The 21,126-nt window shown below is 40.7% G+C and carries 27 protein-coding genes; 18 read left to right on the forward strand and 9 right to left on the reverse strand.

The annotated features are described in order from the left end of the window. Positions 1–3: 3 nt before the first annotated feature. From urtC to FTU64_RS10915, 4 genes are all read left to right on the forward strand, one after another. Entirely contained in the window at positions 4–1,077 is a 1,074-nt protein-coding gene (gene urtC, locus FTU64_RS10900; protein WP_180059747.1) for an urea ABC transporter permease subunit UrtC, read from the forward strand. After that, positions 1,074–1,895 (forward strand): urea ABC transporter ATP-binding protein UrtD, encoded by an 822-nt coding sequence (gene urtD, locus FTU64_RS10905; RefSeq protein WP_111885123.1) that lies wholly within the window; start codon positions 1,074–1,076, stop codon positions 1,893–1,895. The genes urtC and urtD overlap by 4 nt, the downstream gene beginning before the upstream one ends. A gap of 10 nt (positions 1,896–1,905) precedes the next feature. Beyond that, complete coding sequence (gene urtE / locus FTU64_RS10910; protein ID WP_068532840.1) at positions 1,906–2,604, forward strand: urea ABC transporter ATP-binding subunit UrtE; 699 nt, start codon at positions 1,906–1,908, stop codon at positions 2,602–2,604. 353 nt (positions 2,605–2,957) lie between these two features. After that, a complete protein-coding gene (locus FTU64_RS10915) occupies positions 2,958–3,440 on the forward strand; it encodes a DUF1877 family protein (protein WP_168379686.1) in 483 nt (160 codons plus the stop codon). A gap of 17 nt (positions 3,441–3,457) precedes the next feature. Here the strand turns inward: FTU64_RS10915 and FTU64_RS10920 are convergent, their stop codons facing one another. Together FTU64_RS10920 and FTU64_RS10925 are read right to left on the reverse strand one after the other, a co-directional pair. Then, positions 3,458–3,958 (reverse strand): GNAT family N-acetyltransferase, encoded by a 501-nt coding sequence (locus tag FTU64_RS10920; RefSeq protein ID WP_180059748.1) that lies wholly within the window; start codon positions 3,956–3,958, stop codon positions 3,458–3,460. Positions 3,959–4,059: 101 nt separating this feature from the next. After that, positions 4,060–4,821, reverse strand: coding sequence for an outer membrane protein OmpK (locus tag FTU64_RS10925; RefSeq protein ID WP_168379688.1), 762 nt, complete (start codon positions 4,819–4,821; stop codon positions 4,060–4,062). A gap of 494 nt (positions 4,822–5,315) precedes the next feature. Between FTU64_RS10925 and FTU64_RS10930 the strand changes: the two genes are divergently transcribed. The 5 genes from FTU64_RS10930 to FTU64_RS10950 all read left to right on the forward strand — a co-directional run bounded on the left by FTU64_RS10930 (position 5,316) and on the right by FTU64_RS10950 (position 9,660). Further along, positions 5,316–5,681 carry an HPF/RaiA family ribosome-associated protein gene (locus FTU64_RS10930; protein ID WP_078190593.1) on the forward strand — a complete coding sequence of 122 codons (366 nt, stop codon included), beginning with the start codon at positions 5,316–5,318 and terminating at the stop codon, positions 5,679–5,681. Positions 5,682–5,810: 129 nt separating this feature from the next. Next, the gene (locus FTU64_RS10935; RefSeq protein ID WP_078190592.1) at positions 5,811–6,353 is read left to right on the forward strand and encodes an ankyrin repeat domain-containing protein; all 543 of its coding nucleotides are present in this window, start codon (positions 5,811–5,813) and stop codon (positions 6,351–6,353) included. Positions 6,354–6,367: 14 nt separating this feature from the next. Next, on the forward strand, positions 6,368–7,138 hold the full coding sequence (locus FTU64_RS10940) for a transporter (protein ID WP_180059749.1): 771 nt from the start codon (positions 6,368–6,370) through the stop codon (positions 7,136–7,138). A 54-nt stretch (positions 7,139–7,192) separates the two neighbouring features. Then, positions 7,193–8,989 (forward strand): protein-disulfide reductase DsbD, encoded by a 1,797-nt coding sequence (gene dsbD, locus FTU64_RS10945; RefSeq protein WP_180059750.1) that lies wholly within the window; start codon positions 7,193–7,195, stop codon positions 8,987–8,989. 2 nt (positions 8,990–8,991) lie between these two features. Further along, a complete protein-coding gene (locus tag FTU64_RS10950; RefSeq protein WP_180059751.1) occupies positions 8,992–9,660 on the forward strand; it encodes a glutathione S-transferase family protein in 669 nt (222 codons plus the stop codon). Positions 9,661–9,694: 34 nt separating this feature from the next. Here FTU64_RS10950 and FTU64_RS10955 read toward each other — a convergent pair whose 3' ends face one another. Beyond that, positions 9,695–10,861 (reverse strand): GGDEF domain-containing protein, encoded by a 1,167-nt coding sequence (locus tag FTU64_RS10955; RefSeq protein ID WP_257222241.1) that lies wholly within the window; start codon positions 10,859–10,861, stop codon positions 9,695–9,697. A gap of 281 nt (positions 10,862–11,142) precedes the next feature. On the opposite strand from FTU64_RS10955, the gene FTU64_RS10960 reads away from it, so the two are divergent. Next, positions 11,143–11,712 (forward strand): FMN-dependent NADH-azoreductase, encoded by a 570-nt coding sequence (locus tag FTU64_RS10960; RefSeq protein ID WP_078190588.1) that lies wholly within the window; start codon positions 11,143–11,145, stop codon positions 11,710–11,712. 87 nt (positions 11,713–11,799) lie between these two features. Here FTU64_RS10960 and FTU64_RS10965 read toward each other — a convergent pair whose 3' ends face one another. Continuing rightward, complete coding sequence (locus tag FTU64_RS10965; protein WP_180059753.1) at positions 11,800–12,711, reverse strand: alpha/beta hydrolase; 912 nt, start codon at positions 12,709–12,711, stop codon at positions 11,800–11,802. A gap of 155 nt (positions 12,712–12,866) precedes the next feature. On the opposite strand from FTU64_RS10965, the gene FTU64_RS10970 reads away from it, so the two are divergent. Then, positions 12,867–13,304, forward strand: coding sequence for a DUF2147 domain-containing protein (locus FTU64_RS10970; RefSeq protein ID WP_078190586.1), 438 nt, complete (start codon positions 12,867–12,869; stop codon positions 13,302–13,304). Positions 13,305–13,408: 104 nt separating this feature from the next. Here FTU64_RS10970 and FTU64_RS10975 read toward each other — a convergent pair whose 3' ends face one another. Both FTU64_RS10975 and FTU64_RS10980 read right to left on the reverse strand, forming a co-directional pair. Next, complete coding sequence (locus FTU64_RS10975; RefSeq protein WP_168379696.1) at positions 13,409–13,756, reverse strand: Spx/MgsR family RNA polymerase-binding regulatory protein; 348 nt, start codon at positions 13,754–13,756, stop codon at positions 13,409–13,411. Positions 13,757–14,378: 622 nt separating this feature from the next. Next, a complete protein-coding gene (locus FTU64_RS10980) occupies positions 14,379–15,197 on the reverse strand; it encodes an exodeoxyribonuclease III (protein ID WP_180054178.1) in 819 nt (272 codons plus the stop codon). Positions 15,198–15,237: 40 nt separating this feature from the next. Between FTU64_RS10980 and pyrE the strand changes: the two genes are divergently transcribed. The 6 genes from pyrE (at position 15,238) to FTU64_RS11010 (ending at position 18,604) form a co-directional block, all read left to right on the forward strand. Then, positions 15,238–15,888 (forward strand): orotate phosphoribosyltransferase, encoded by a 651-nt coding sequence (pyrE, locus tag FTU64_RS10985; RefSeq protein ID WP_180041430.1) that lies wholly within the window; start codon positions 15,238–15,240, stop codon positions 15,886–15,888. 327 nt (positions 15,889–16,215) lie between these two features. Then, positions 16,216–16,548, forward strand: coding sequence for a hypothetical protein (locus FTU64_RS10990; RefSeq protein ID WP_180054179.1), 333 nt, complete (start codon positions 16,216–16,218; stop codon positions 16,546–16,548). Between the two features lie 84 nt (positions 16,549–16,632). Further along, on the forward strand, positions 16,633–17,109 hold the full coding sequence (locus FTU64_RS10995; RefSeq protein ID WP_180054180.1) for a DUF1643 domain-containing protein: 477 nt from the start codon (positions 16,633–16,635) through the stop codon (positions 17,107–17,109). Positions 17,110–17,636: 527 nt separating this feature from the next. Beyond that, positions 17,637–17,972 (forward strand): hypothetical protein, encoded by a 336-nt coding sequence (locus FTU64_RS11000; RefSeq protein ID WP_168379860.1) that lies wholly within the window; start codon positions 17,637–17,639, stop codon positions 17,970–17,972. 69 nt (positions 17,973–18,041) lie between these two features. Continuing rightward, positions 18,042–18,221: a hypothetical protein gene (locus tag FTU64_RS11005; protein ID WP_168379859.1), complete on the forward strand. Its 180-nt coding sequence runs from the start codon at positions 18,042–18,044 to the stop codon at positions 18,219–18,221. Next, complete coding sequence (locus tag FTU64_RS11010; RefSeq protein WP_002125026.1) at positions 18,218–18,604, forward strand: type II toxin-antitoxin system death-on-curing family toxin; 387 nt, start codon at positions 18,218–18,220, stop codon at positions 18,602–18,604. The genes FTU64_RS11005 and FTU64_RS11010 overlap by 4 nt, the downstream gene beginning before the upstream one ends. Before the next feature lies 1 nt (position 18,605). On the opposite strand, the gene FTU64_RS11015 is transcribed toward FTU64_RS11010, so the two are convergent. Next, entirely contained in the window at positions 18,606–19,166 is a 561-nt protein-coding gene (locus tag FTU64_RS11015) for a macro domain-containing protein (RefSeq protein WP_168379858.1), read from the reverse strand. Positions 19,167–19,219: 53 nt separating this feature from the next. On the opposite strand from FTU64_RS11015, the gene FTU64_RS11020 reads away from it, so the two are divergent. Continuing rightward, entirely contained in the window at positions 19,220–19,735 is a 516-nt protein-coding gene (locus FTU64_RS11020; protein ID WP_002125020.1) for a hypothetical protein, read from the forward strand. Between the two features lie 11 nt (positions 19,736–19,746). Here FTU64_RS11020 and FTU64_RS11025 read toward each other — a convergent pair whose 3' ends face one another. Together FTU64_RS11025 and FTU64_RS11030 are read right to left on the reverse strand one after the other, a co-directional pair. Then, entirely contained in the window at positions 19,747–19,944 is a 198-nt protein-coding gene (locus FTU64_RS11025) for a DUF3565 domain-containing protein (RefSeq protein WP_180054181.1), read from the reverse strand. Positions 19,945–20,069: 125 nt separating this feature from the next. After that, positions 20,070–20,972: a GGDEF domain-containing protein gene (locus tag FTU64_RS11030; protein ID WP_180054182.1), complete on the reverse strand. Its 903-nt coding sequence runs from the start codon at positions 20,970–20,972 to the stop codon at positions 20,070–20,072. Positions 20,973–21,126 lie beyond the last annotated feature (154 nt).

Below are 21,126 nucleotides of genomic sequence, written 5' to 3' on the forward strand. Positions count from 1 at the left end.
CGCATGAAAATCACTTCGTTATTATCAGATAAACCCTATAGTGGTATGGCGATTGCCGTGTGCTTTGCCATTTTGCTGATTTTGCCTTGGCTACATGTATTGCCAGCCGATTCAGAACTGCATTTATCAGCGTATTGGGTCACGCTCATTGGCAAGATTATGTGTCTCGCCTTGGTGGCATTGGCCTTAGATTTGGTTTGGGGCTATGCCGGCATTTTAAGCTTGGGGCATGGTTTGTACTTTGCCTTGGGCGGCTATGCCTTTGGCATGTATCTCATGCGTGAAGCGGCAGGCGATGGCTTACCCGACTTTATGCGCTTTTTGAGTTGGACTGAGCTACCGTGGTACTGGATGGGTACTGAACATATCGTGTGGGCATTGGCTTTGGTGGTTTTAGTTCCGGGATTGATTGCCTTCATTTTTGGCTTCTTTGCCTTCCGCTCAAAAATTAAAGGCGTGTATTTTTCAATTATTACCCAAGCCATGACCTTTGCTGCGGCGCTACTGTTTTTCCGCAATGAAACAGGCTTTGGCGGTAACAACGGCTTTACCGGTTTTAAAACCATCTTAGGTATGGATATTACCTCTGCACCAATGCGTGCAACCTTGTGTTTCCTCACGGCACTGACTTTGCTTATCTGTTTTGTCGGTTTACGTCACCTGATGAATAAACCCTATGGTCGCGTACTTGGTGCAATTCGTGACAGTGAAAACCGTTTGCAATATTTAGGTTATCGCACCTTATGGTACAAGCTCTCTGCATGGGTCTTGTCCGCTGTGATCGCAGGGATTGCAGGCGCTCTGTATGTCCCTCAAGTCGGTATTATTAACCCGAGTGAAATGAACCCTGTCAATTCGATTGAAATGGCGGTGTGGGTGGCTGCAGGGGGACGCGGTACGCTGATTGGCCCAATTTTGGGTGTAGGTTTAATCAATGGGGTGAAGACCTATTTTACGGTGGCTTATCCAGAGGCATGGTTATTGATTTTAGGTGCGCTGTTTATTGTGGTAACGATATTCCTGCCAAAAGGTTTGATTGGGCTATTAGAGCGGTTTAAAAAGGAGCGCAGCGAATGAATGATCAATGGGTTCAACCGCATGGCGGTCATGCTGTTGAAGGTTATGGACGACCGAAGGAGCAGGGTGCGGACTTCAGTCACGGGATTGCCCTGTATTTGGAAAAAGTCAGCGTTTGGTTTGATTCTTTCCGTGCATTAAATGATTTGTCGTTATATATCAAAGAAGGTGAGCTGCGCTGCATCATTGGTCCCAATGGTGCAGGAAAAACCACGCTGATGGATGTGATTACCGGTAAAACTCGCCCAACAGAAGGTTCGGCTTTTTTCGGGCAAACCTATGATTTGGCAAAAATGAGTACAGAGCAAATTGCAGAAGCTGGGATCGGTCGTAAGTTTCAAAAGCCTACTGTATTTGAAAATTTTACCGTGATGGAAAACCTGTTATTGGCAGCGCCGAAAGATAAACGGGTGAAAAAGAGTTTCTTCAGCAAACTCGATCCAGATGCGCAAAACGCCTTGGACGAATCTTTAGCACAAATCCGCTTAGAAGAATTGATCCATAAACCGGCAGGGCTGTTGTCACATGGTCAAAAGCAGTGGTTAGAAATAGGCATGCTACTAATGCAGCGTCCAAAATTGATTTTGCTGGATGAACCTGTAGCAGGAATGACCGATGCTGAAACAGAGCGTACCGCAGAGCTGTGTTTAGAGTTGAAAAAGAACCATACCCTTGTTGTGGTTGAACATGACATGAGCTTTATTGACACCATCAGTGAAAAAGTCACCGTGTTGGCGCAAGGTGCGATTTTGGCAGAGGGTACATTGGCCGAAGTCCAAGCCAATGAAGATGTCATTGAAAAATATCTCGGACGTTAAGGAGCAGACCATGTTAGAAGTCAAAGACGTCAATCAGTTTTATGGTGGCAGTCATATTTTAAGAGATGTGACATTTGCCGCTCCCGTGGGGGCATGTTCAGTGGTGCTCGGGCGAAATGGTGTGGGTAAAACCACCCTCTTAAAATGTTTAATGGGCATTTTACCGATCAAGTCTGGGCAGATCTTACTGGATGGCAAAGACATTTCTAAACTGAGTCCAGAGCAACGTGTACGTGAAGGCTTGGCTTATGTACCGCAAGGACGGGACATTTTTTCAACCTTGACCGTTGAAGAAAATATTTTGATTGGGATGGCAAAATTTAAAGGCGCTAAAACCCGAAAAGTGCCAGAACATCTCTATGAGATTTTCCCCGTATTGGATGAAATGAAACATCGTCGAGGTGGAGATTTATCTGGTGGTCAGCAGCAACAATTGGCGATTGCCCGTGCGCTCGCTTCCGAACCACGGGTATTGATTTTAGATGAACCGACCGAAGGCATTCAGCCGTCGATTATTAAAGACATTGGCCGTGTGATTCGTCAGTTAGCCGATGGCGGAGAAATGGCGATTGTTTTGGTTGAACAGTTTTATGATTTTGCAGAAGAACTGGCAGATGAATATACCGTGATGGCGCGGGGGCAAGTGATTGCACAAGGTGTCGGTAGTGAAATGCCTGAAAAAGGCATTCGGGAATTGGTGGCGATTTAATATTTAGTTGACTGCGATGTGTGGCGGGCTTGTATCAATCAAGCTCGTTACTCTTTTCATTCAATTTACTACGCTCAAAAAATCGTTGCTGGTCATGGAAATGGCATCAAAAAAACGAGTGGCATAAATTTTTTTTGTTTTAAACCATAAGCTTAAGTTGTTCTCAGTATCGTCATTTGAAGCTTCAGCATGTCGTGCTTCAGTGATGCTAAGTGCAGTACTGAAACTTTGGTAAAGGGCGAATGGGCATCCATCAGTATTCGATCAACTGCAGTCGAATATACAAAATATCTGCTTTATTTTTGTGTGGATTACATTAATCTAAATGTACGACATAACAAGAAGATAAGAATATGGACGCGATATTATATTTGATCCCACCGAATGATTTGGAAACACTGATTTTAGAAGCAGAAACCCCTCAAGATGTCTTGGATTCACCTTTTGTACAACACTCCTTTTTTTTAGGGGAAGCGTGGCAAGAGTTGAATCCATTATTAAGCGTGAACAGTGATTCAGTTGCGGCACTGAGTTATGCCATTCAGGCAGAACATCCTTTGTCAGAGCGACGACCGGGACTGAGCCTTGCAGTGCATTACAATACTGTAGTTCGCGTTGCAGAAATCCATCAGGCATTACAACAGTTAAGCGTGGATGAAATCAAAAAACGTTATTTGGTCACGATTGCAGAAACCGCACCTGAGCAAGAGCTTAAATTGGCCGAATTAAAACTACTTTTTTTACAGTTACAAGATCTTTATCGTGATGCGGTGCGTCATAATTTATCGGTGCTGAGTGTGATACAAGATGGTATTCGTTTGGATAAATTACCATAAACACAGCTCAATACGGGCTATAACTGAAGTTGCATCAGGACCAGATCACGCCATTCACCAAACTTTTGTCCCACTTCGGGCATATAACCTGTTTGCTTAAAGCCTAATTTTTTGTGCAGGGCAATCGAGGCGCTATTGCCGTGATCAATGCCAGCGATCATGACATGCATACTTTGGCTTTTTGCATGCTGAATTAGGTGCTCTAATAATTGCTGACCAAGACCCTGTCGAGCATAGTTTGGGTCAATATAGACAGAATGCTCAACAGTATGTCGATAGCCAGCAAAATGGCGGAAAGAACCATAGTCAGCATAACCGGCGATTTGCTGTTGATCCTGATCTTCAATCACCACAAAAGGAAAATTTTGCTTTTGGAAATCCTGCAATTTCTGTTGAAAAGAGTCAAGAGTGTAAGCTTGATCATTCCATGTCGCAAAGCCGTTGAGAACTTCATGATTATAGATTGCGAGAATGGCCGCTAAGTCTTGTGGAGTTGCAGGTCGAATGAGAAAAGACATGCGCAAATTTCTGATAAAAATAAAGTCAATTTAAAAACTTAGGCATAAAAAAAGCAAGGTGATGAACCTTGCTTTTTTCTTCATCGCGTTCTGAGTCGAACTTAGAAGTGGTATTTCACCAAAGCGCTGACATCGTTTTGGTCCTGACCTTTCAGGCCATATTTGTTGTTCCAAACCGAGTGTTCAACACCTACGTAGAGCTTAGTCTTAGGAGAGATATGCTTACCTATATTCCATTTATATTGGCTTGTCCAGTTTAATTCACTAGCTTGCGCCCCTTTTTCAGCTGTTGACCAGTCAAGGAAAGCATCTACTAGAAAATCTTCAGAGCCAATTTTAAATGGCACAGCATAAGTGATCGTCATTTGATAATCATCTTTAGTACCGGCTGATTTAGAATCATTATCGGCTTTATAGAAGTTGATGTTTGCATACTGTGTATATGGAATGTCTAAAGCAAAGCCAATACCATACAAGAAGTTATTAAACTCAGAATTTTTGTCGTAGCCGGCATTATGTTCCCAAGTCGTTGCAATCAGAACGTCTTTGATCGGCCCCATAGAAAGGTCTTTACCAGAAACTTCGCCTAAGCTAAGGCGCGGTGCAAGCTCAAGGTAAGTCGATGCTTCATCATCTTTGTCCCAAGCTTGGTCAACGAAGAAGAATACATCTGAATATTTCAGTTTAGCGGCATATTCAGCTGTGATCGTTTTCTGTTCATTGTTGTCACCATCAAAAGGCACAACATAATTTTCACCATATAGGCCAGTTAAGCTGAAATCTTGCCATACGATAGGTGAAGCTTGAGTGAAAGCAGCAGCAGATGCTAATGCACATGATGCAACGATTTGTGTAAGTTTCATTAAAAAATATCTCCCCCGAGAAGCACTGAAAGCATACAGATTATTAAGCAAAAATAAAGCCAAATTTTACTCAACGGCAAAATTGTTTTGTAATTTGAAGGGGAAATACGCTGTGAATGATCGATGACGGTAAAAGCGAGATTTTGAGTTTGAATGGAATTGTGCAAATAGAAGGTGGGCGTCGACGAAATGCACAAAAATATGACCCAAATCAATTAAAACAATGCAAATCTACAATAAAGTCTTACTTTTTTATGGATATTAAAAAAATATCAAAATAGCACTTGCAAAATTCTAACTTAAGACCGATATTCGAAGTATAAGGACACGGATCTGCAGACTCTAAAGTGTTCATCATTCAATGTGGAGGACGACGTTCCATACAAAGTTGAAGATGGTCATTGCTGTAACATTTACAGCAAATGTAACGTGCCAAGATAATAAGTTTTGCACAAATTTTTATAGCTAATACAGATAGATATGAGGATGATATTATGAACATTGAAATCCGTACAGATAAAAACATTATAAACAGTGATCGACTAATTACATACGTTCGTGCAGAACTTAATGAAGAATTTCAGCGCCATAGTGAACGCATTACCCACTTTTCGGTGCATTTAAGTGATGAAAATGGGGACAAGGGCGGCAGCGACGACATCAAATGTATGATTGAAGCACGTCCAGCAGGTTTGAAACCTGTCGTGGTCAACCATCGTGGTCATAATGTAGATACAGCTATTCACGGTGCAATTGATCGACTTAAACGTAGTCTTGAACATGTGTTCGAAAAGAAAGAGAACCCACGCAGTACGCAACCTGCTTTTGCTGAAGCGGATGACAGCGTAGACGACGAATAAGTCTCAAAATTTAAAAAAAGCCCTGCGGGGCTTTTTTTGTGTGTTTTGTATTTTGTTTTACATGAAATTCAAACAAACGCAGCTTTATTCGGCATAATAGATCAAAATAAATTGAAGTGAGCTTTCCAGATGTTAACAGCGCAACAACAGCTTTTTGTGCAAGCGTTAGAAGAACAAGATCTTGCACAGGTGCAACGCCTGTTGGCAGATGGTCTTAATCCAAATTTTATCGACTTTGAAAAAGGACCTGCGGTTTCTGTATGGTCTGATGGTTTGTTTAAATGGTGGGAAATGGTTTGCGAAGCGTATGAAGCAGGCCAACCCTTAACAGCAGAACAGAAAACACAACATTTAGACGTACATATGCAAATCTTGGAAGCGCTGATTCAAGCCAAAGCCAATGTGCATTTATGGGATGCTGAAGAAATTTATGGTCCATTATGGGATGCCGCGAGTGCAGCATGTGTCCCTGCGGTACAGCGTTTATTGGATGAAAAAGTGAATCCAAATATGATTGATAGCGATGGTTTAACCATTTTGTCGTCGATTAGTGAATTATTTTTTGACTGTGATTTTGACGCGGTAAATTGGTCGGAAGCATTGGAAGAAGAAAAACAAACCTTGGAGCTTTTGCGTAGCCATGGCGCAAAAATGACCAAAGAATTAGCATAATTGTGAGTAAAAACATGACTGTATTTAAAGTTTTAAGCATTGCAACATTATCCAGTTTGAGCCTGTCTGCATTTGCGGCGGATTTTTCATTTGACCGTCCGGGCGCGGGTATGGGCACAGGCATTACCCCTGTAGGTCGTTTGGCATGGGAACAAAGTTTGCCAGCAGCGAGCTATAGTGAAAGTCGTGATGAAAATGGTGAAAAAGTAAAAAGCACCACTTTAAATGCAGACATGTTATTCCGTACTGGTTTGGCAAAAGATTTGGAATTGCAATTGGGTTGGCAAGGTCCTACATGGTCTAAAACCAAAGTTGCGGGTCGCTCAGTTGAAGACGATGGTTTGGGTGATGTCAGCATTGGCCTGAAAAAAGCCATTGATTTGAATGGTGAGAAATTGTCGATGGCTATTCTTGCTGAAGCCATTATTGCAACAGGCAATGAAGGCTTTAGTGCTGAAGATGACATTTATAGTCTGACTTCCGCTGTGGCTTATGATTATAGCGATACAATTGGGACTTCAATGACCATGCGTTATGAGGTTCAAGATGGTGATTGGGCTGTGAGTGCCATTCCGGGAATGGAATATCAAATAGCAGGTAATTTATCGGGTTTCTCTGAGCTGGTTTATCGCAAAGCAGAGAGTACCGATCAGGAAGTGTCTTTGGCTTCAGGTCTGACATATGCCGTTTCGGATCGTATGCAGTTGGATGCGAGCGTCGGTCTAGAACTCACTGGCGGTCATAAAAATTATCAGTCAGGTTTGGGCGTATCTTACCTGTTCTAAAAGAACCCTAAATTTTAAAACGTATAAATACAGACTGAGGATGAATTCAGCTGAATGAAACAATGGACTTATGTTGCGGCAGCGGCTGTGCTGTCGTTCAGTATGGGCGTTTCTGCTCAGGATGCATTACTTTCAGCTGAAGATGCTTTTCCTTTCTCGGTCGTCTCCGATCGTGCAGATCAGGCGGAGCTGAGTTGGGATATTCCAGCGCATTATTATCTGTATCAGCACAAAATAGAGGTGAAGCAGGGCAATCAAGTTTTGGCTTTGGATTTGCCTGCTGCTGAGGATTTAAAAGACGATAACTATGGTCATACGCAGGTGTATTACCAACAGTTGAGTTTTAAAATTCCAACTCAAAAGCTGCAGACCTATCAAGTCAGTTGGCAAGGCTGTGCCAAGGATCGGGTGTGTTATCCACCACAGAGCATCAGCTTTGAAACGGATGCTTCTGGCTTGGTCACACAGCAAAATCTTGCCAGTCCAAATAAACGCTTACTCGACTTCGCAGCAGAAAATAATGCCGAACAGCCCACGGCGAATCGTTTAGATCAGCAAAGGGCAGAGAATGCTGCATTGGCTTCTGAACGCTATACCGCAAGTGACCAAATGTGGTCTGAAAAATTAGCACAAAGCTCTATATTTTATGGACTTTTGCTGTTTTTTGGACTGGGTTTTTTGTTGGCTTTTACGCCATGTTCATTGCCAATGCTGCCGATTTTAACCTCACTGATTGTCCGCGACAGCCGAGGTTTAAAAGCATGGATGATTGCACTGACTTTTGTCACCAGTATGGCGATGGTGTATGCCATTCTCGGTTTGGTGGCATCGTCTGCAGGTTTGAATTTCCAGCGTTGGTTGCAACAACCTTCGACTTTAATTGCCTTTAGCGTACTCTTTGTGGTTTTTGCCCTGAATTTATTTGGTTTATTTGAACTGAAATTGCCACGCAGTTGGGTCAATCGCTTAGACCAAGCTCAGTCGATGCAAAAGGGCGGTAGTCTCGTTGGCGCTGGGGTCATGGGGATGATTTCAGCATTGCTGGTCGGTCCTTGTATGACAGCACCGTTGGCAGGCGCATTATTATTCATTTCCCAAACCCAAAGTCAGTGGCAAGGTGCATTATTGTTATTCACTCTCGGCTTTGGCATGGGTACCCCGCTATTGTTGGCCAGTGTCCTTGGCTCACGGGTATTGCCTAAAGCGGGTTTGTGGATGAACCAAATCAAGGTGCTCTTTGCTTTCATCATGTTGGCCTTGGCTTTGTATTTCATTCGACCTTTGATCAGTGAAGCTTGGTTACAGTGGTTATCCCTTGCTCTGGGTCTGGTGTTTAGCGCTTATGTGCTTTGGCGCATTTTATGGCGCAGTACTCAGCTCAAATGGCTGTATATCTTGGTGTTCTGTGCAGCCGTACCTTATATTGTGTACAGTCAATATCAACACAGCCAACGTTTTTTAGTCGAAGAAAACCAACAACAAAGTGCTTGGCATGTGGCACATACAGCGGAAGAGTTTCAACGTTTGTTAAGTGAAATTCCCCAAGGTCAATCCGCGATTATTGATGTCTATGCCGATTGGTGTGTGGCCTGCCAGCCGATTGAACATAAAGTTTTAAAATCGGCTTCGGTACAACAGGCTTTGGCACCGTATTACTTAATTAAGTTAGATTTGAGTCAGTATGATGCAACCCATCAAGTGCTACTCAATCAATGGGATATTTTAGGGCCACCGACCTATTTATTTTTAGATATAGCGCATCAAGAGATACGTGGACTACGCTTGACGGGCGCTTTTAGCGAGAAAGAATTGCTAGCGCAATTGGAAAAATTTAAATCGCGTGGAGAATAAAAATGATGCAATTATATATTGCCAATAAAAACTATTCGACGTGGTCTATGCGACCGTGGTTGGTGTTACATGCGTTTAATTTACCCTTTCAAGAGATCTTGATTCCTTTTTCTGAAGAAGCAGATGGCGGAGCGTTCAAGCAGCAAATGTTAGCCCTACATGCCAATGGCAAGGTGCCCCTACTGCAACATGACGGTGTGATGATTTGGGACTCATTGGCGATTTGTGAATATTTGGCAGAGCAGTTTCAAGAACTCCCGTTGTGGCCAAAAGCTGCTACACAACGTGCATGGGCACGGAGTATTTGCGCGGAAATGCACAGTAGTTTTATGCAATTGCGTAGCTTATGCAGTATGAATCTGCAGGCGGATTATGGTCGGCATGGTCAGAGATTATGGTCTGAACATGCTGAATTACGTGCTGAAGTAGCGCGAATCGAGCAGATTTGGTCGAGTCGTGCTGCGGTGGATGGCTTTTTATTCGGTGAATTTAGTATTGCCGATGCGTTTTTTGCACCCGTGGTAACACGTTTACAGACCTTTCAGTTACCTGTGAGTGACAACACACAGCGTTATATGCAAAAGATTTTGCAGCATCCTTCTGTGGAGGCATGGATCGCGGCTGCTCAACTGGAACAGCCAGTCCGTCGTATGGAACAGTATCCACGTTAAAAGCTTAATGTCGCGTCTTACCTATATAAAAGTTTTAAACCAAATGGCTAAAGCTTTGTTGTTCGGTGTAGGCCATCACCATGTTGCGGCCGCCAGCTTTAGCTGCGTATAGCGCTTGATCTGCATGGGTCAGCAATTGTTGCGGTACCAATTCTGGCGTAGAAATCGCAATGCCAAAACTGGCTGTCACATGAATTGACTGACCATCATGTCCCCAAATTTCAAGCTGCTCAATGGCTTTTCGACAGCGCTCTGCAATGAATATCGCTTGTTCTAAGTTAGAATTTTTTAACACCAAAATAAACTCTTCCCCGCCAAAACGCCCAACCACATCACTACCGCGTAAATGTTGGTTTAATACTTGGCTGACGAGAATCAAGGTTTCATCGCCTTTATCGTGTCCATATTCATCATTGATGCGTTTGAAATGGTCTAAGTCCAATAAGACCAGTGCATATGTATCTGTTTTAGCACTATCGAGCTGTTCCAAACATTGATTGATACTGCGTCGATTAAATAAATTGGTCAGTGGGTCGACTTGACTAAGTTTTTGAATCAGATGCTCTCGGTGACGCCATTGGCTGAGTAAGATTTCAAATAAAGCCAAACAGGTTAATAAAATAGGAACAATGAAAAAGATCATTGAGAAGAGCCAAAAACTATTTTGATAGCCATAGGCATGAGGTTGAAAAATCGGGGCATAGGGGATAATGCCGCGGATGCTTAAATACATACAAATGGATAAAAAAATCGTGGCTGGAATCAGCATGCTATAGACGATTTTTCGTGTAAATAGTACCAATCCAACGGTCACAAGGCTCACGTAGGAGATCATAGTGGCTGGACTCATGATGCCAATTAAATAACCATCACGACATAAAGAAATGACGAATAAGCCGACCGAAAGATAAGGCAAAATCAGTTGAATCTTGGGATTATCTTTTCCAGCATAGCAAGGCCAAATCAGCAGGACCATTAAGCAAAAAAAGACGATGTTGGTCCACAATTGAGAGTGGATGAGCTCAAGGTTAACCCACTGCCAAAGTTCTGGCGTGACATAAACATAAAATTTCCAGATGATCCAAAGCAGATGAATGGCTGAGCCAAGCATCAGCATGAGCATACACTTTTTCAGGATACTCCAATTCATCACCACTTCATCTTCCAGTAAATACTGGGCGATTCTATTGCGGAGGATCATGTCACGTATGCTTGATTTCACCGTCATCCTGTGTCATTGCCCTGTTCGAGTTATCAGTTTTTTTCTTAAAGTTTATATAGATATCATTTTATAGGCTTACATTAGCATGAAAATTTACACTTGATAACGGTCAAGAACCGCTCAGTAATTTTAAATTTTTTGCGAGTTCAAAATGATTGTTCTAAAAATAAAACATAGTGTCATAAGGATCGGGATTATTCTATTTATGAAAAGTGATTACACTAGGCTCAAGTTAATAACAACAGCTTTAGGTTTTAGTCATGAAAATTCTGCATATTGATTCAAGCATCATGGGCGACGCTTCAGTTTCACGTCAACTCAGCGCTGAAATTGTACAACAGCTACAGCAAAAACATGGTGATGCGGCACAGGTTCAACATCTCGATTTAGCTGTACAGCAGATTCCACATCTCAGCAGTGAAATTTTGATGGGTCAAAATGCAGAACAATCGGCTTTAGGCGAGCAGTTGTTGCAACAGTATTTAGATGCCGATGTGGTTGTGGTTGGTGCTGCTATGTATAACTTCGGTTTGCCATCAACTTTGAAAGCATGGATTGACCGTATCAGTGTTGCTGGTCGTACCTTTAAATATACAGAACAAGGTCCAGTGGGCTTGGCAGGTGATAAAAAAGTCTATATTGCCAGCAGTCGTGGCGGCGTGTATGGCGATAACAGCCCTGTAGATTATCAAGAAGGTTTATTAAAAGCCGTATTTAATTTTACAGGTGTTAGCGATATTGATGTGATTCGTGCCGAAGGTGTCAATATGGGACCTGACATGAAAGCACAAGCAATGGCGACAGCTCAGGCTCAAATTCAAGCCATTTAATTGATTGATATTTCCCTCTTAGGTCAGCATCTGCTGACCTTTTTTTATGGTGACTTTGATCCGTTTCAGGGAATTAGTTTTCAGGGATTAGTCCTGATCCAGTCGGTGTGCAAAATCGGCTAAATCACTCAGCGCACGTTGTCCTTCTTCAAACCAAGAGCTAAACATTTGGAAGTTATGCCACATGCCAGTGTACAGCTTAAATTCGACATCTAGGCCGGCTTCTTCTGCTTTGACTTTAAAGCGCTGCGCATCATCCAATAAAATTTCTTTAGAACCCACTTGAATATGAATCGGAGGCAGTCCTTTGAGCTCGGCAAAAAAAGGCGAGACCAATGGATCAGCTCGATCGACCGAGCGTGGTACATAATAATCAATGCCTGTTTCGAGGGCTTCTATGCTTAACAGCGCATCATGCTTACGGTTATAGCGTAGGGACTCACTGCTCAACGTCAGGTCTAAAAACGGTGACATCAACACCAAACCACTGACTTGTGGAAGTTGTTCCTGTTGAATTTTAAGGGCTAAGGCAAGCGCTAAGTTTGCACCACAAGAGTCGCCTGACAAAATAATATCTTTGGCTTGAATCCCTTGATCTAATAACACTGCATACACATCAAAAAGGGCATCGAGTGCTTCAGGAAACTGTGCTTCTGGGGATAAAGGATAATCCAAATGTAACACTTGCATTTGCGTGCGTGCCGCAACTTGAGTCAGAAACGCCCGATGTGTGTTCATCGAACCCAAGAAAAATGCGCCCCCATGAATATGAAAAATGAGTTGGGTCGATGCCTGTTGCGGTTTGATTTCTTCGGCTTTTAAGCCGGCTAAACGAATCGGGCGAATTTGTACATCCGGGTTTTGGGGAAATGCACGACACATTTGTTCCAAAGCAAACCTTAAAGTATTGGGCGGTAAATTGAACTGGCTCGGCCCACGAATTGTTGTTTTTAAAATGCTTTCTGTAATCAGTTGTTTCGTCAGTGGCGATATCTTCATTGTCTTTCCATCTTTTTCTATTTTAGGAATCGTGTGAGCATATTTACCAACACAAATTACAAGGTTACACTAAACGGTCACATACAAAAATTGATAAATTGTTGTGACTTTTGGATACTAATGTCGTCTATATCAGACCAGGGAAATAAACAAAAATGAAAAAAATTGCACTAGCATTAGGATTGATGAGTTTAGCCGCATTTGCAAATGCTGCAGACCCGCTAAATGGTACAACTTGGAAAACCATTGATGATAAAACCAAGCAGCCAAAAGCGATTGTAAAATTCACCGAGCAAAAAAATGGTACGCTTTCTGCGAGCATTCAGTCAGTTTTGACACCAGGTGAAGAGAACGCTTGTAAAAAATGTGAAGGCCCATATCACAACAAATCATTAAAAGGCTTGCGAATTGTGACCGGTCTTAAAAATGTAGGTGGTACAAGCTATGAGAGCGGTTCAATTTTGGATCCTCAATCAGGTAAAACTTACAAGTTAAAAGGTCAATTGGCTGATGGCGGCAAAAAATTAGAGCTTCGCGGCTTTATTGGTGTTGCTGCTTTAGGTCGTAACCAAACATGGATCCGCGCCAACTAATTTGACGTGATTCCAACAAAAAGCCTGACGATGTCAGGCTTTTTTTATGACTGCTTGCTCAGTCAAAATTGAACAAGGGCAGTGCATGAGTGTGATGAAAACATTTATTTCAATGCACGGTAAGCGTTTTCATCATAGCCAACCAATAAGTCGCTACCTGTATCCAGTACTGGGCGTTTAATCATGCTGCTATGCGCTGTTAAGCACTGAATCAAATTTTCTTCACTGGCTAAGGCTGTCTGTTGCTCTTCTTCACTGAGTCTTTTCCATGTGGTGCCTTTTTTGTTGAGAATCACATCAGCACCTTTGGCATCGAGCCATTTTTTTACGGTTTCAGCATCAATCGCTTGTTTTTTATAGTCATGAAATTCGTAGGTCAGGCCTAATTCGTTGAGCAAGTCGAAAGCTTTTTTCATGGTATTACAGTTTTTGATGCCATAAATTTTAAGCATGAACAGGTGTCCTCAATTATTCAAAACAATAAGATAAAAAATACAATTCAGCATTATCCTACAGGCTAATTCATCAATGCTCAAAGCACGATCGTGATGTGGATTAAGAAATAAATGTTTTGCTGTACAAGTCGCATGCTGTAAATATTAGGCATTGTCATCAAAACGACATTTTGGCGTTTTAGAATAGCCTACAGAACAAAACGAATCAGAAAAGAAAGCGATGCCATAACTAGAAAATTCAGCCTAAGGTTGCACAGTCAGAAGTAAAAATAAAGCGAGAATAAGAATTTGCTGTGCAGATCGAATTTTTAGCTGTTTTATTTGGGGGAGTCTAGAGATGTAAGGGCTAGATAAGAGAAAACCCGCATTTAATCATCCTGATCATGCGGGTCTCAGTCCAACGTCCATTGTCACATCCTTGAAAACAAGCTAAATCATTTAGTTTGTTTTTATACTTCCTTCGGCGTCCAATCCTTTTGTGTCATCCTGACATGTCCCTTTGCCGTGCGACCATAATGCTACGTTCGAGTTGTGAGATAAATCCACAAATTCGTCATGTAATGTGAGAAATAACCTCTAATTGAGTAAACAATCGTTCACTCAATTAATTGCTGAAAGCTTAAATTTTATAGTCAATAATCACTGGGGCATGGTCGCTAAACCACTCATCTTTGAATACCCAAGCATTCACGGTACGTTCTTTCCAGTCAGGTGAACATGCATGGTAGTCGATACGCCAACCCACATTTTTGGCACGGGCTTGTCCGCGGTTAGACCACCAAGAGTAAAGCTCGGCTTCTTTACGTACCTCACGGAAGGTGTCGACATAGCCAAGTTCATCATAAATATGATCGAGCCATGCACGTTCATGTGGTAAGCAGCCCGAAGCCTTTTGGTTCCCAGACCAATTTTTAATATCAATACGTTTATGCACGATGTTGTAGTCACCGCAAACAATCACTGACTTATTTTCAGCACGCCATTGCTTCAAAATTTGTTTGTATTCGTTTAAAAATAAATCTTTACGTGCCTGAGCTTCTTCACCCGATGAACCAGAAGGCAGGTAGAGCGAGCAAATATGTGCAGTTTGTCCAAGTCCTAAATCGAACTCAGCAGAAATAAAGCGGCCTTGGCTATCGGCTAATTCAAAGCCTAAGCCATCTTTCACTGATACAAAGGGTAGGCGGCTATAAATCGCAGTACCGGCATAGCCTGGGCGTTCTGCAGGGAAAAGGTGTGTAAACCAACCTTCGGGTTTAAATTTATCGGTCCATTGTTCATGGGTAATGCGGCTTTCTTGCATGCAGATGACATCGGCATCTGAAGTTGCCATCCAGTCAAAAATACCTTTTTTTTCAGCGGAACGCAGACCATTCACATTAATTGAAACGACACGTAAAATTTTTTGATCACTTGGATAGCTACTCTTTGGTATCATGCTCAGGTTTAACCTCAAACTTAAAAAAATGGAGCACCTCATGACAGCGCAAGCGGCATTTAATCCACAAGCTTTTATCGAACTCGCATTATCACGTGGTGTGCTTAAATTTGGTGAGTTTACTTTAAAATCGGGTCGTGTGAGTCCTTATTTTTTTAATGCAGGTCTACTGAACGATGGTGAAGCCTTATCATTATTGGCTTCTGGCTATGCAGCTAAATTAACACAATGCGATAATGTGGAAGTGGTCTTTGGCCCAGCTTATAAAGGTATTCCATTTGTAGCCGCTACGGCTGTCGCACTGTCACAAAACCATGGTGTGAGCGTACCTTGGGGCTTTAACCGTAAAGAAGCGAAAGACCATGGCGAAGGCGGTGTATTGGTTGGTGCGTCTGTTGAAGGTAAAAAAGTCTGGATCATTGATGATGTGATCACTGCGGGTACAGCGATTCGTGAAGTAGTAACTATTCTGAAAAATGCCGGTGCACAAATTGCGGGCGTATTGGTGGCGCTAGACCGTCAAGAAAAAGGTCAGGGCGATTTGTCTGCGATTCAAGAAGTGCAAAAAGAACTCGAAATTCCTGTACATGCTTTAATCACTATGAAAGATTTAATGACTTTCTTAGATGCAAAAGGCGAAACTGAAGCCTTGGCGAAAATGGAAGCGTACCGTGTTAAATACGGCATCTAATTTTTCGGGATTTCAAAAGGCAGCTGAAGCTGCCTTTTTTACGTCTTTAAATGATGATTGTTGCATCTAACTAACAAAAAACGTGAAATATTGCTTAAAAAGTAGGCGTTAAACGTGAAGAATCAATAAAAAGCCGTCTCAGTGCGCTATTTACTGAAACGGCTTTAGTTAAAGTATTGATACTTATAGAAAATTTAAAGAATTTCGTATAACGTGTATTATGTTAATTTTAGTGAAACTTTAAAAACTCCATATCAATAAGAATAATAGATGTTTCAAGCTAACTGGTTATAATTAATGAAATTGTACAAAATCTGATTTATAAACATGACTTACGAAGAAATTAAAGATTTAACATTACAACTGACTTATCGCGATAAATTTCGACTTGCTCAACTACTCATTCAAACTGGAAGAAAAGAGGAAGAAGAACAATACGTTGAAAAAGTGAAAGAAGATAACTCTATAGATTTAGATTATGTATCAGAACGACTACTTAAAAGCCGTCCAAGTAAAGTAAAAAGCTTGGAAAATTTCATCGATGCTATGTTTCAATTTAAAGGATCTATTTCAGAGGAAGATAGATCCATAATTGTCTCTAACCTACAGAAAAAGAAAATTATAAAAATAGAAAAAAATGTAGTTCTGTATTTAATGTAGGTAGTTATACGAAGTAAAAAAGCGTGGCTCCAGTATCCACACTTTTTATAACTCGTTTTATGTCAATTTTAGGAAAAATTTATAATGGAAAAGGGTGCTGAAATCTCAGAATGCAGTAAATATCGTTATTCTCTTTGGAGAATTTGGGATAAGGATAAACCCATATTTACATTTATAGGATTAAATCCTTCGACAGCAGACCATGTTCAAGATGATCCCACTATAACTCGCTGTATTAACTTTGCTAAAAGTTGGGGGGGCGGAGGTATTTATATGGCCAATCTATTTGCATATAGAGCCACTAAACCCCAAGAGATGATGGCTCAAGAAGATCCTATTGGTACTCAAAATGATGAATATCTATACCGTTTAGCTTCTCAGTCAAAACACATCATTGCTTGTTGGGGAAACGATGGAGCTTTTAAAGAGCGGTCAGCTTTTGTAAAACAGCTTCTGAAAGACAAACTGTACTATCTTGAATTAAATAAAAGTGGAGAACCGAAACATCCTCTTTACATCCATTCTTCAACTCAAATAAAGCCTTTTTTAGACCCCATTTAACATAATGGCGATTATACGCAATACACTTGTATATTAATATAAAAATCAATCGCTTAAAAATTTCACCTTGGTCGCAAAAACAGTAAAAAGCCGACTTTGAAACAAGTCGGCTTTTTTATGAGCAGTTTTGATATATTCTGCCAACAAAATTGATCAATATTTAATCAAATTGTCGTTTTTCTCTGGCTTATCAATACCCCACATCCCGAAACTATCCCCAATTTCTGCGGACAACTCTTGGGATAAAATAGGCCAACTTTGTAAGCTAAAACTTACACAGATTTAAGGATTTTGCGGATTGGTAATCCAAAGCATTAGCCCTATGATGAATACATAAGGGAACTGGATGTTTCTAGAAAACAAGAATAAGAAAATAGCGCAAGGAATGGGCAGCACGAGATCAGTAAGACTAGCAACCCGATATGAAAAAGCCCGACAGGATGTCGGGCTTTTTTATTGTCTGAATATTTTCGGATAATCCGTATTATATTAATTTTAGTTGAACTTAAAACTAGGCATAAAGATAAATGAAAATAGGGATCTTTTGGTACTGGAATAATCAAGTCATTGGTATTGCACATTCCTTTAATATTACGAAAGCAGACTCTATTGGCCTGATTGATAGCCCATATACACATATTGAATATTGGATTACATTGCAAGAAAAGTATTCTGAACTACAAAACTATGAGTATGAACAGATCCCAAGAGGTCGAGTAATTTTTGATACCAACAAAGAAAAATCAATTATTTATTTGGATAAGACATTGTTATATAAATCAAAAATTAATAAAGTCTATGATTTTTTTAATTTAAATCCAGAACGATCGGTGCTAAAAAAAGACTCACACTATCAAATTTGACCAACACTACTGTTAGATCAACAAACTTGCGTTAAAATACACACGATCACTCTTAGAATGGTAAGCGATATGAGAAAACGTCTTAAAGATTATAATATTGAACAAGTATCTACTCGTGAAAAGGTTTCTGGACAAGTTTTACCTATAAAGTTTAGTAATGATGAAGCAACTAAACGAGTTGTTATGCATAGTGCTAGACGAGTGATCCAGCAACATAAAGCAGAAATACAAGAGTTAGCTTATAAATGAGCTTGATTAGTTCGACATTCGTAATTGCTGTACATGACGAGATTTTGCTTCAAACAGGTGTAGGTCGATCTGGTTGCCAGATTGAGAAACTGGAAAGCGTCCTAAACCGTATAGATCAGCAAATGTATTACAGTAATGTGAGTGATATCTTTGAAATTGCTGCATGGTTTGGTATTGCAATTTCTAAAGGGCATGCATTTGTCGATGGAAATAAAAGAACAGGGCTAGCAGTGATGCTAACTTATCTTGAAATCCAAGGTGTGACCATTCAAGAACACACGGGTTTAGATGATTTAATGGTTGATATCGTTGAATCCCAAGAAGATCATGAGCTTTTAGCCAAACTGGTAGCAGGATTCTTATATGAGCTATCTATAATTTAATTTATTCAATCTGTATTTTTATTTTTTGGTCGTTAATGTTAGAAAGTATCTCCTTATAAATTAAATAGTTTTCATCATCTCGGCATACAAAAAATACTTCTTCAACACAGTCATATTGGGGAAGTGTTGAAAGTATGGTACCAATTGCAATTTCGGCTGCCAGTTGGCGAGGAAAACCATAAACACCTGTACTGATGTTTGGAAAAGAAATAGTTTTTACACCAACATGGTTAGCTTTCATAATCGCATTACTATAAGCATCACAAAGCAATTGTGGCTCATTACGCTCACCATCTAACCATCTTGGCCCAACAGCATGAATAAGATATTGGGCAGGCAGGTTTCCAGCAGTAGTAACTTCTGCTTGTCCAGTTGAACACCCGCCTTTTTCTTGATGAAGTTGAATACATTCAGTCTTCATCAAAGGTCCTGCTTTTTTATGAATGATATAATCAAGCCCACTGCCACCAAGCAAAGACTTATTCGCTGAATTAACGATAGCCTGTACAGCGAATGTTGTAATATCTGTTTGGATTAAAATAACTTTCTTAAGATTACTCATTTTATCACTATAATAAAATCGCTAAGGTAGCAGTAATTTTTTGGAAAACCAACATGACTGAAAAAGAACATATTAATCAATATATTAAGAGCACGTGTGATTTAATCATTCAACATGTAAAAAACATTATCACTCTTCAAGAAAACATTAATAAACCATGGGGATATAGCTCCAGATTAATGGAGCATTTATTTCATCCAGAAAATGAACTGCTTTTTAAAGGATACTCAAAGAATATTTTTAATAATAAATCAGCAATGGCTATTAAGCCATGGAAAGAACATATTGTTCCCATGGCTTATGTCTTTAACAACTTATGGGTATTAATTGAAAGCAATGAATTATCAGATGCTGAACTCTCCAAAATTCTACAAAGAAATCTTGGTGTAGCCCATATTTCCTATGAAGAACAGAAAAAATTAGATACTAAATTTTCAGGATTAAAAACAAATATGCCTAATGGATGGTGTTTGAAAACAGGTGATCCTATAGATCGTTTAAAAGCAGTCGGTATTGAATTAGTTGATGAAAATGGGGTTGAAATTCAATCTTTAATTACCCCTATTTAACATAAAATCTCTTATACGAAACTCTCTTCATCACACTTCTTACATTCCAACATTACCCCTAACTTTTCGTTCCGTCCTTGCTCAGTGATAACCCAAGGACGGTTTTGCCAAGGCGGATCATGCCGGACATGCTGTGTATGGCCACAAGCTAAAATAGCATACCAATGATTTTCATCATCCAAGGCAAAATCAACAATGGCTTGCTGCATATCGGACACCTATCTAAACTGAACTTATGTTGAAAAGGGGAGAGAGCTCATGCTGAGCAATCACAACGGCTTGAATATCAAATTGCTAAATAGACTGTGAAATTTGGTTTATTTCTGCCGCACGCTTACGCCGCGACAATTCTATTTTTCCCGCCATGTTTGGCTTTATACAGCGCTAGATCAGCACGCTTAATTGTATCTTCGTAGGTACAATCTTCAGGCATGATGGTTGTTACTCCTATGCTCACGGTGACATGGGCGTTATCTATTGAAAACCGACTTAATTCTTTTCTGGAATGTTCATGAATCCGTTTGGCAAATTGAATGGCTTGTTCACAGCCCGTGTTGGGTAATGCGACCACAAACTCATCTCCACCTAAGCGGCAGGCGCAATCAGTCTTGCGCAGCGTTAAACGAAGAATATCTGCGACTGCTCGGATTGCCTCATCACCGACATGATGACCTTTGCTGTCGTTGATTTTTTTGAGGTTATCAAGATCGAACATCAAGATCGAGGTCTGTATGGAATGCCGTAGGTATGGCTCATAATGTAATGCTAAGTCATGCTCTAATTTTCTTCGGTTGAAAAGACCAGTTAACTGATCGGTATGGCTGAGTTCTTTCAGCTTGATTTCCAAGTCGTGACGCGCTGAAATATTACTTGCGACCCAAAGTACAACGTCTTCTTCATCTACCGAAAAACTAAGGGCTTGGATGCGCACTTCAAACCAAATGGGCTCTTCAGGACCATAATCGGGCAGACCTTTTACATCCCTATTGCTCAATTCGTACTCTTCGATGAGTAGATTTCCTGACGCTAGAGCTTGGTCGATCAGTTGCATAAAAAAGTTGGCTTTATCTGGCTTGATCACATCTGAAATATAGGTACCAACAAGACCGGAACCATCGTGGTAATAGCGATTATCGCGCCCACCAAAAACCGCAACGTATTTTCCACTACGCGATATGACAAAAGCAGGGTCTGGCAAAGCATTAAGAATGATAGCCATCTGCTCAATGTTGATCATTAATTAATTCTATTTCTTTATTTACAATAATTAGGGTCTGTTGACATTTGTTGATTAAAAAAATAGCGAGATAGTAAAATTAAATCGCCAAACCCAATTTTACACTCGCTATGCCTCGAACAATGCTAAATGATCAACACTGGTCCAAGTTACT

The organism is Acinetobacter sp. YH12128, assembly GCF_013418655.1.
GTDB lineage: Bacteria > Pseudomonadota > Gammaproteobacteria > Pseudomonadales > Moraxellaceae > Acinetobacter > Acinetobacter amyesii.

Coding starts and splice junctions, on each gene's coding strand:
- FTU64_RS10980 (WP_180054178.1), bottom strand. CDS start 15,197: ATGATACCAAAGAGTAGCTATCCAAGTGATCAAAAAATTTTACGTGTC.
- FTU64_RS11025 (WP_180054181.1), bottom strand. CDS start 19,944: ATGCAGCAAGCCATTGTTGATTTTGCCTTGGATGATGAAAATCATTGG.
- FTU64_RS10940 (WP_180059749.1), top strand. CDS start 6,368: ATGACTGTATTTAAAGTTTTAAGCATTGCAACATTATCCAGTTTGAGC.
- FTU64_RS10975 (WP_168379696.1), bottom strand. CDS start 13,756: ATGCTTAAAATTTATGGCATCAAAAACTGTAATACCATGAAAAAAGCT.
- urtC (WP_180059747.1), top strand. CDS start 4: ATGAAAATCACTTCGTTATTATCAGATAAACCCTATAGTGGTATGGCG.
- FTU64_RS10995 (WP_180054180.1), top strand. CDS start 16,633: ATGGAAAAGGGTGCTGAAATCTCAGAATGCAGTAAATATCGTTATTCT.
- FTU64_RS11005 (WP_168379859.1), top strand. CDS start 18,042: ATGAGAAAACGTCTTAAAGATTATAATATTGAACAAGTATCTACTCGT.
- urtD (WP_111885123.1), top strand. CDS start 1,074: ATGAATGATCAATGGGTTCAACCGCATGGCGGTCATGCTGTTGAAGGT.
- urtE (WP_068532840.1), top strand. CDS start 1,906: ATGTTAGAAGTCAAAGACGTCAATCAGTTTTATGGTGGCAGTCATATT.
- FTU64_RS10920 (WP_180059748.1), bottom strand. CDS start 3,958: ATGTCTTTTCTCATTCGACCTGCAACTCCACAAGACTTAGCGGCCATT.
- FTU64_RS10950 (WP_180059751.1), top strand. CDS start 8,992: ATGATGCAATTATATATTGCCAATAAAAACTATTCGACGTGGTCTATG.
- FTU64_RS10970 (WP_078190586.1), top strand. CDS start 12,867: ATGAAAAAAATTGCACTAGCATTAGGATTGATGAGTTTAGCCGCATTT.
- pyrE (WP_180041430.1), top strand. CDS start 15,238: ATGACAGCGCAAGCGGCATTTAATCCACAAGCTTTTATCGAACTCGCA.
- FTU64_RS10925 (WP_168379688.1), bottom strand. CDS start 4,821: ATGAAACTTACACAAATCGTTGCATCATGTGCATTAGCATCTGCTGCT.
- FTU64_RS11020 (WP_002125020.1), top strand. CDS start 19,220: ATGACTGAAAAAGAACATATTAATCAATATATTAAGAGCACGTGTGAT.
- dsbD (WP_180059750.1), top strand. CDS start 7,193: ATGAAACAATGGACTTATGTTGCGGCAGCGGCTGTGCTGTCGTTCAGT.
- FTU64_RS10935 (WP_078190592.1), top strand. CDS start 5,811: ATGTTAACAGCGCAACAACAGCTTTTTGTGCAAGCGTTAGAAGAACAA.
- FTU64_RS10930 (WP_078190593.1), top strand. CDS start 5,316: ATGAACATTGAAATCCGTACAGATAAAAACATTATAAACAGTGATCGA.
- FTU64_RS11010 (WP_002125026.1), top strand. CDS start 18,218: ATGAGCTTGATTAGTTCGACATTCGTAATTGCTGTACATGACGAGATT.
- FTU64_RS10965 (WP_180059753.1), bottom strand. CDS start 12,711: ATGAAGATATCGCCACTGACGAAACAACTGATTACAGAAAGCATTTTA.
- FTU64_RS10960 (WP_078190588.1), top strand. CDS start 11,143: ATGAAAATTCTGCATATTGATTCAAGCATCATGGGCGACGCTTCAGTT.
- FTU64_RS11015 (WP_168379858.1), bottom strand. CDS start 19,166: ATGAGTAATCTTAAGAAAGTTATTTTAATCCAAACAGATATTACAACA.
- FTU64_RS10990 (WP_180054179.1), top strand. CDS start 16,216: ATGACTTACGAAGAAATTAAAGATTTAACATTACAACTGACTTATCGC.
- FTU64_RS10915 (WP_168379686.1), top strand. CDS start 2,958: ATGGACGCGATATTATATTTGATCCCACCGAATGATTTGGAAACACTG.
- FTU64_RS11000 (WP_168379860.1), top strand. CDS start 17,637: ATGAAAATAGGGATCTTTTGGTACTGGAATAATCAAGTCATTGGTATT.
- FTU64_RS11030 (WP_180054182.1), bottom strand. CDS start 20,972: ATGATCAACATTGAGCAGATGGCTATCATTCTTAATGCTTTGCCAGAC.
- FTU64_RS10955 (WP_257222241.1), bottom strand. CDS start 10,861: ATGATCCTCCGCAATAGAATCGCCCAGTATTTACTGGAAGATGAAGTG.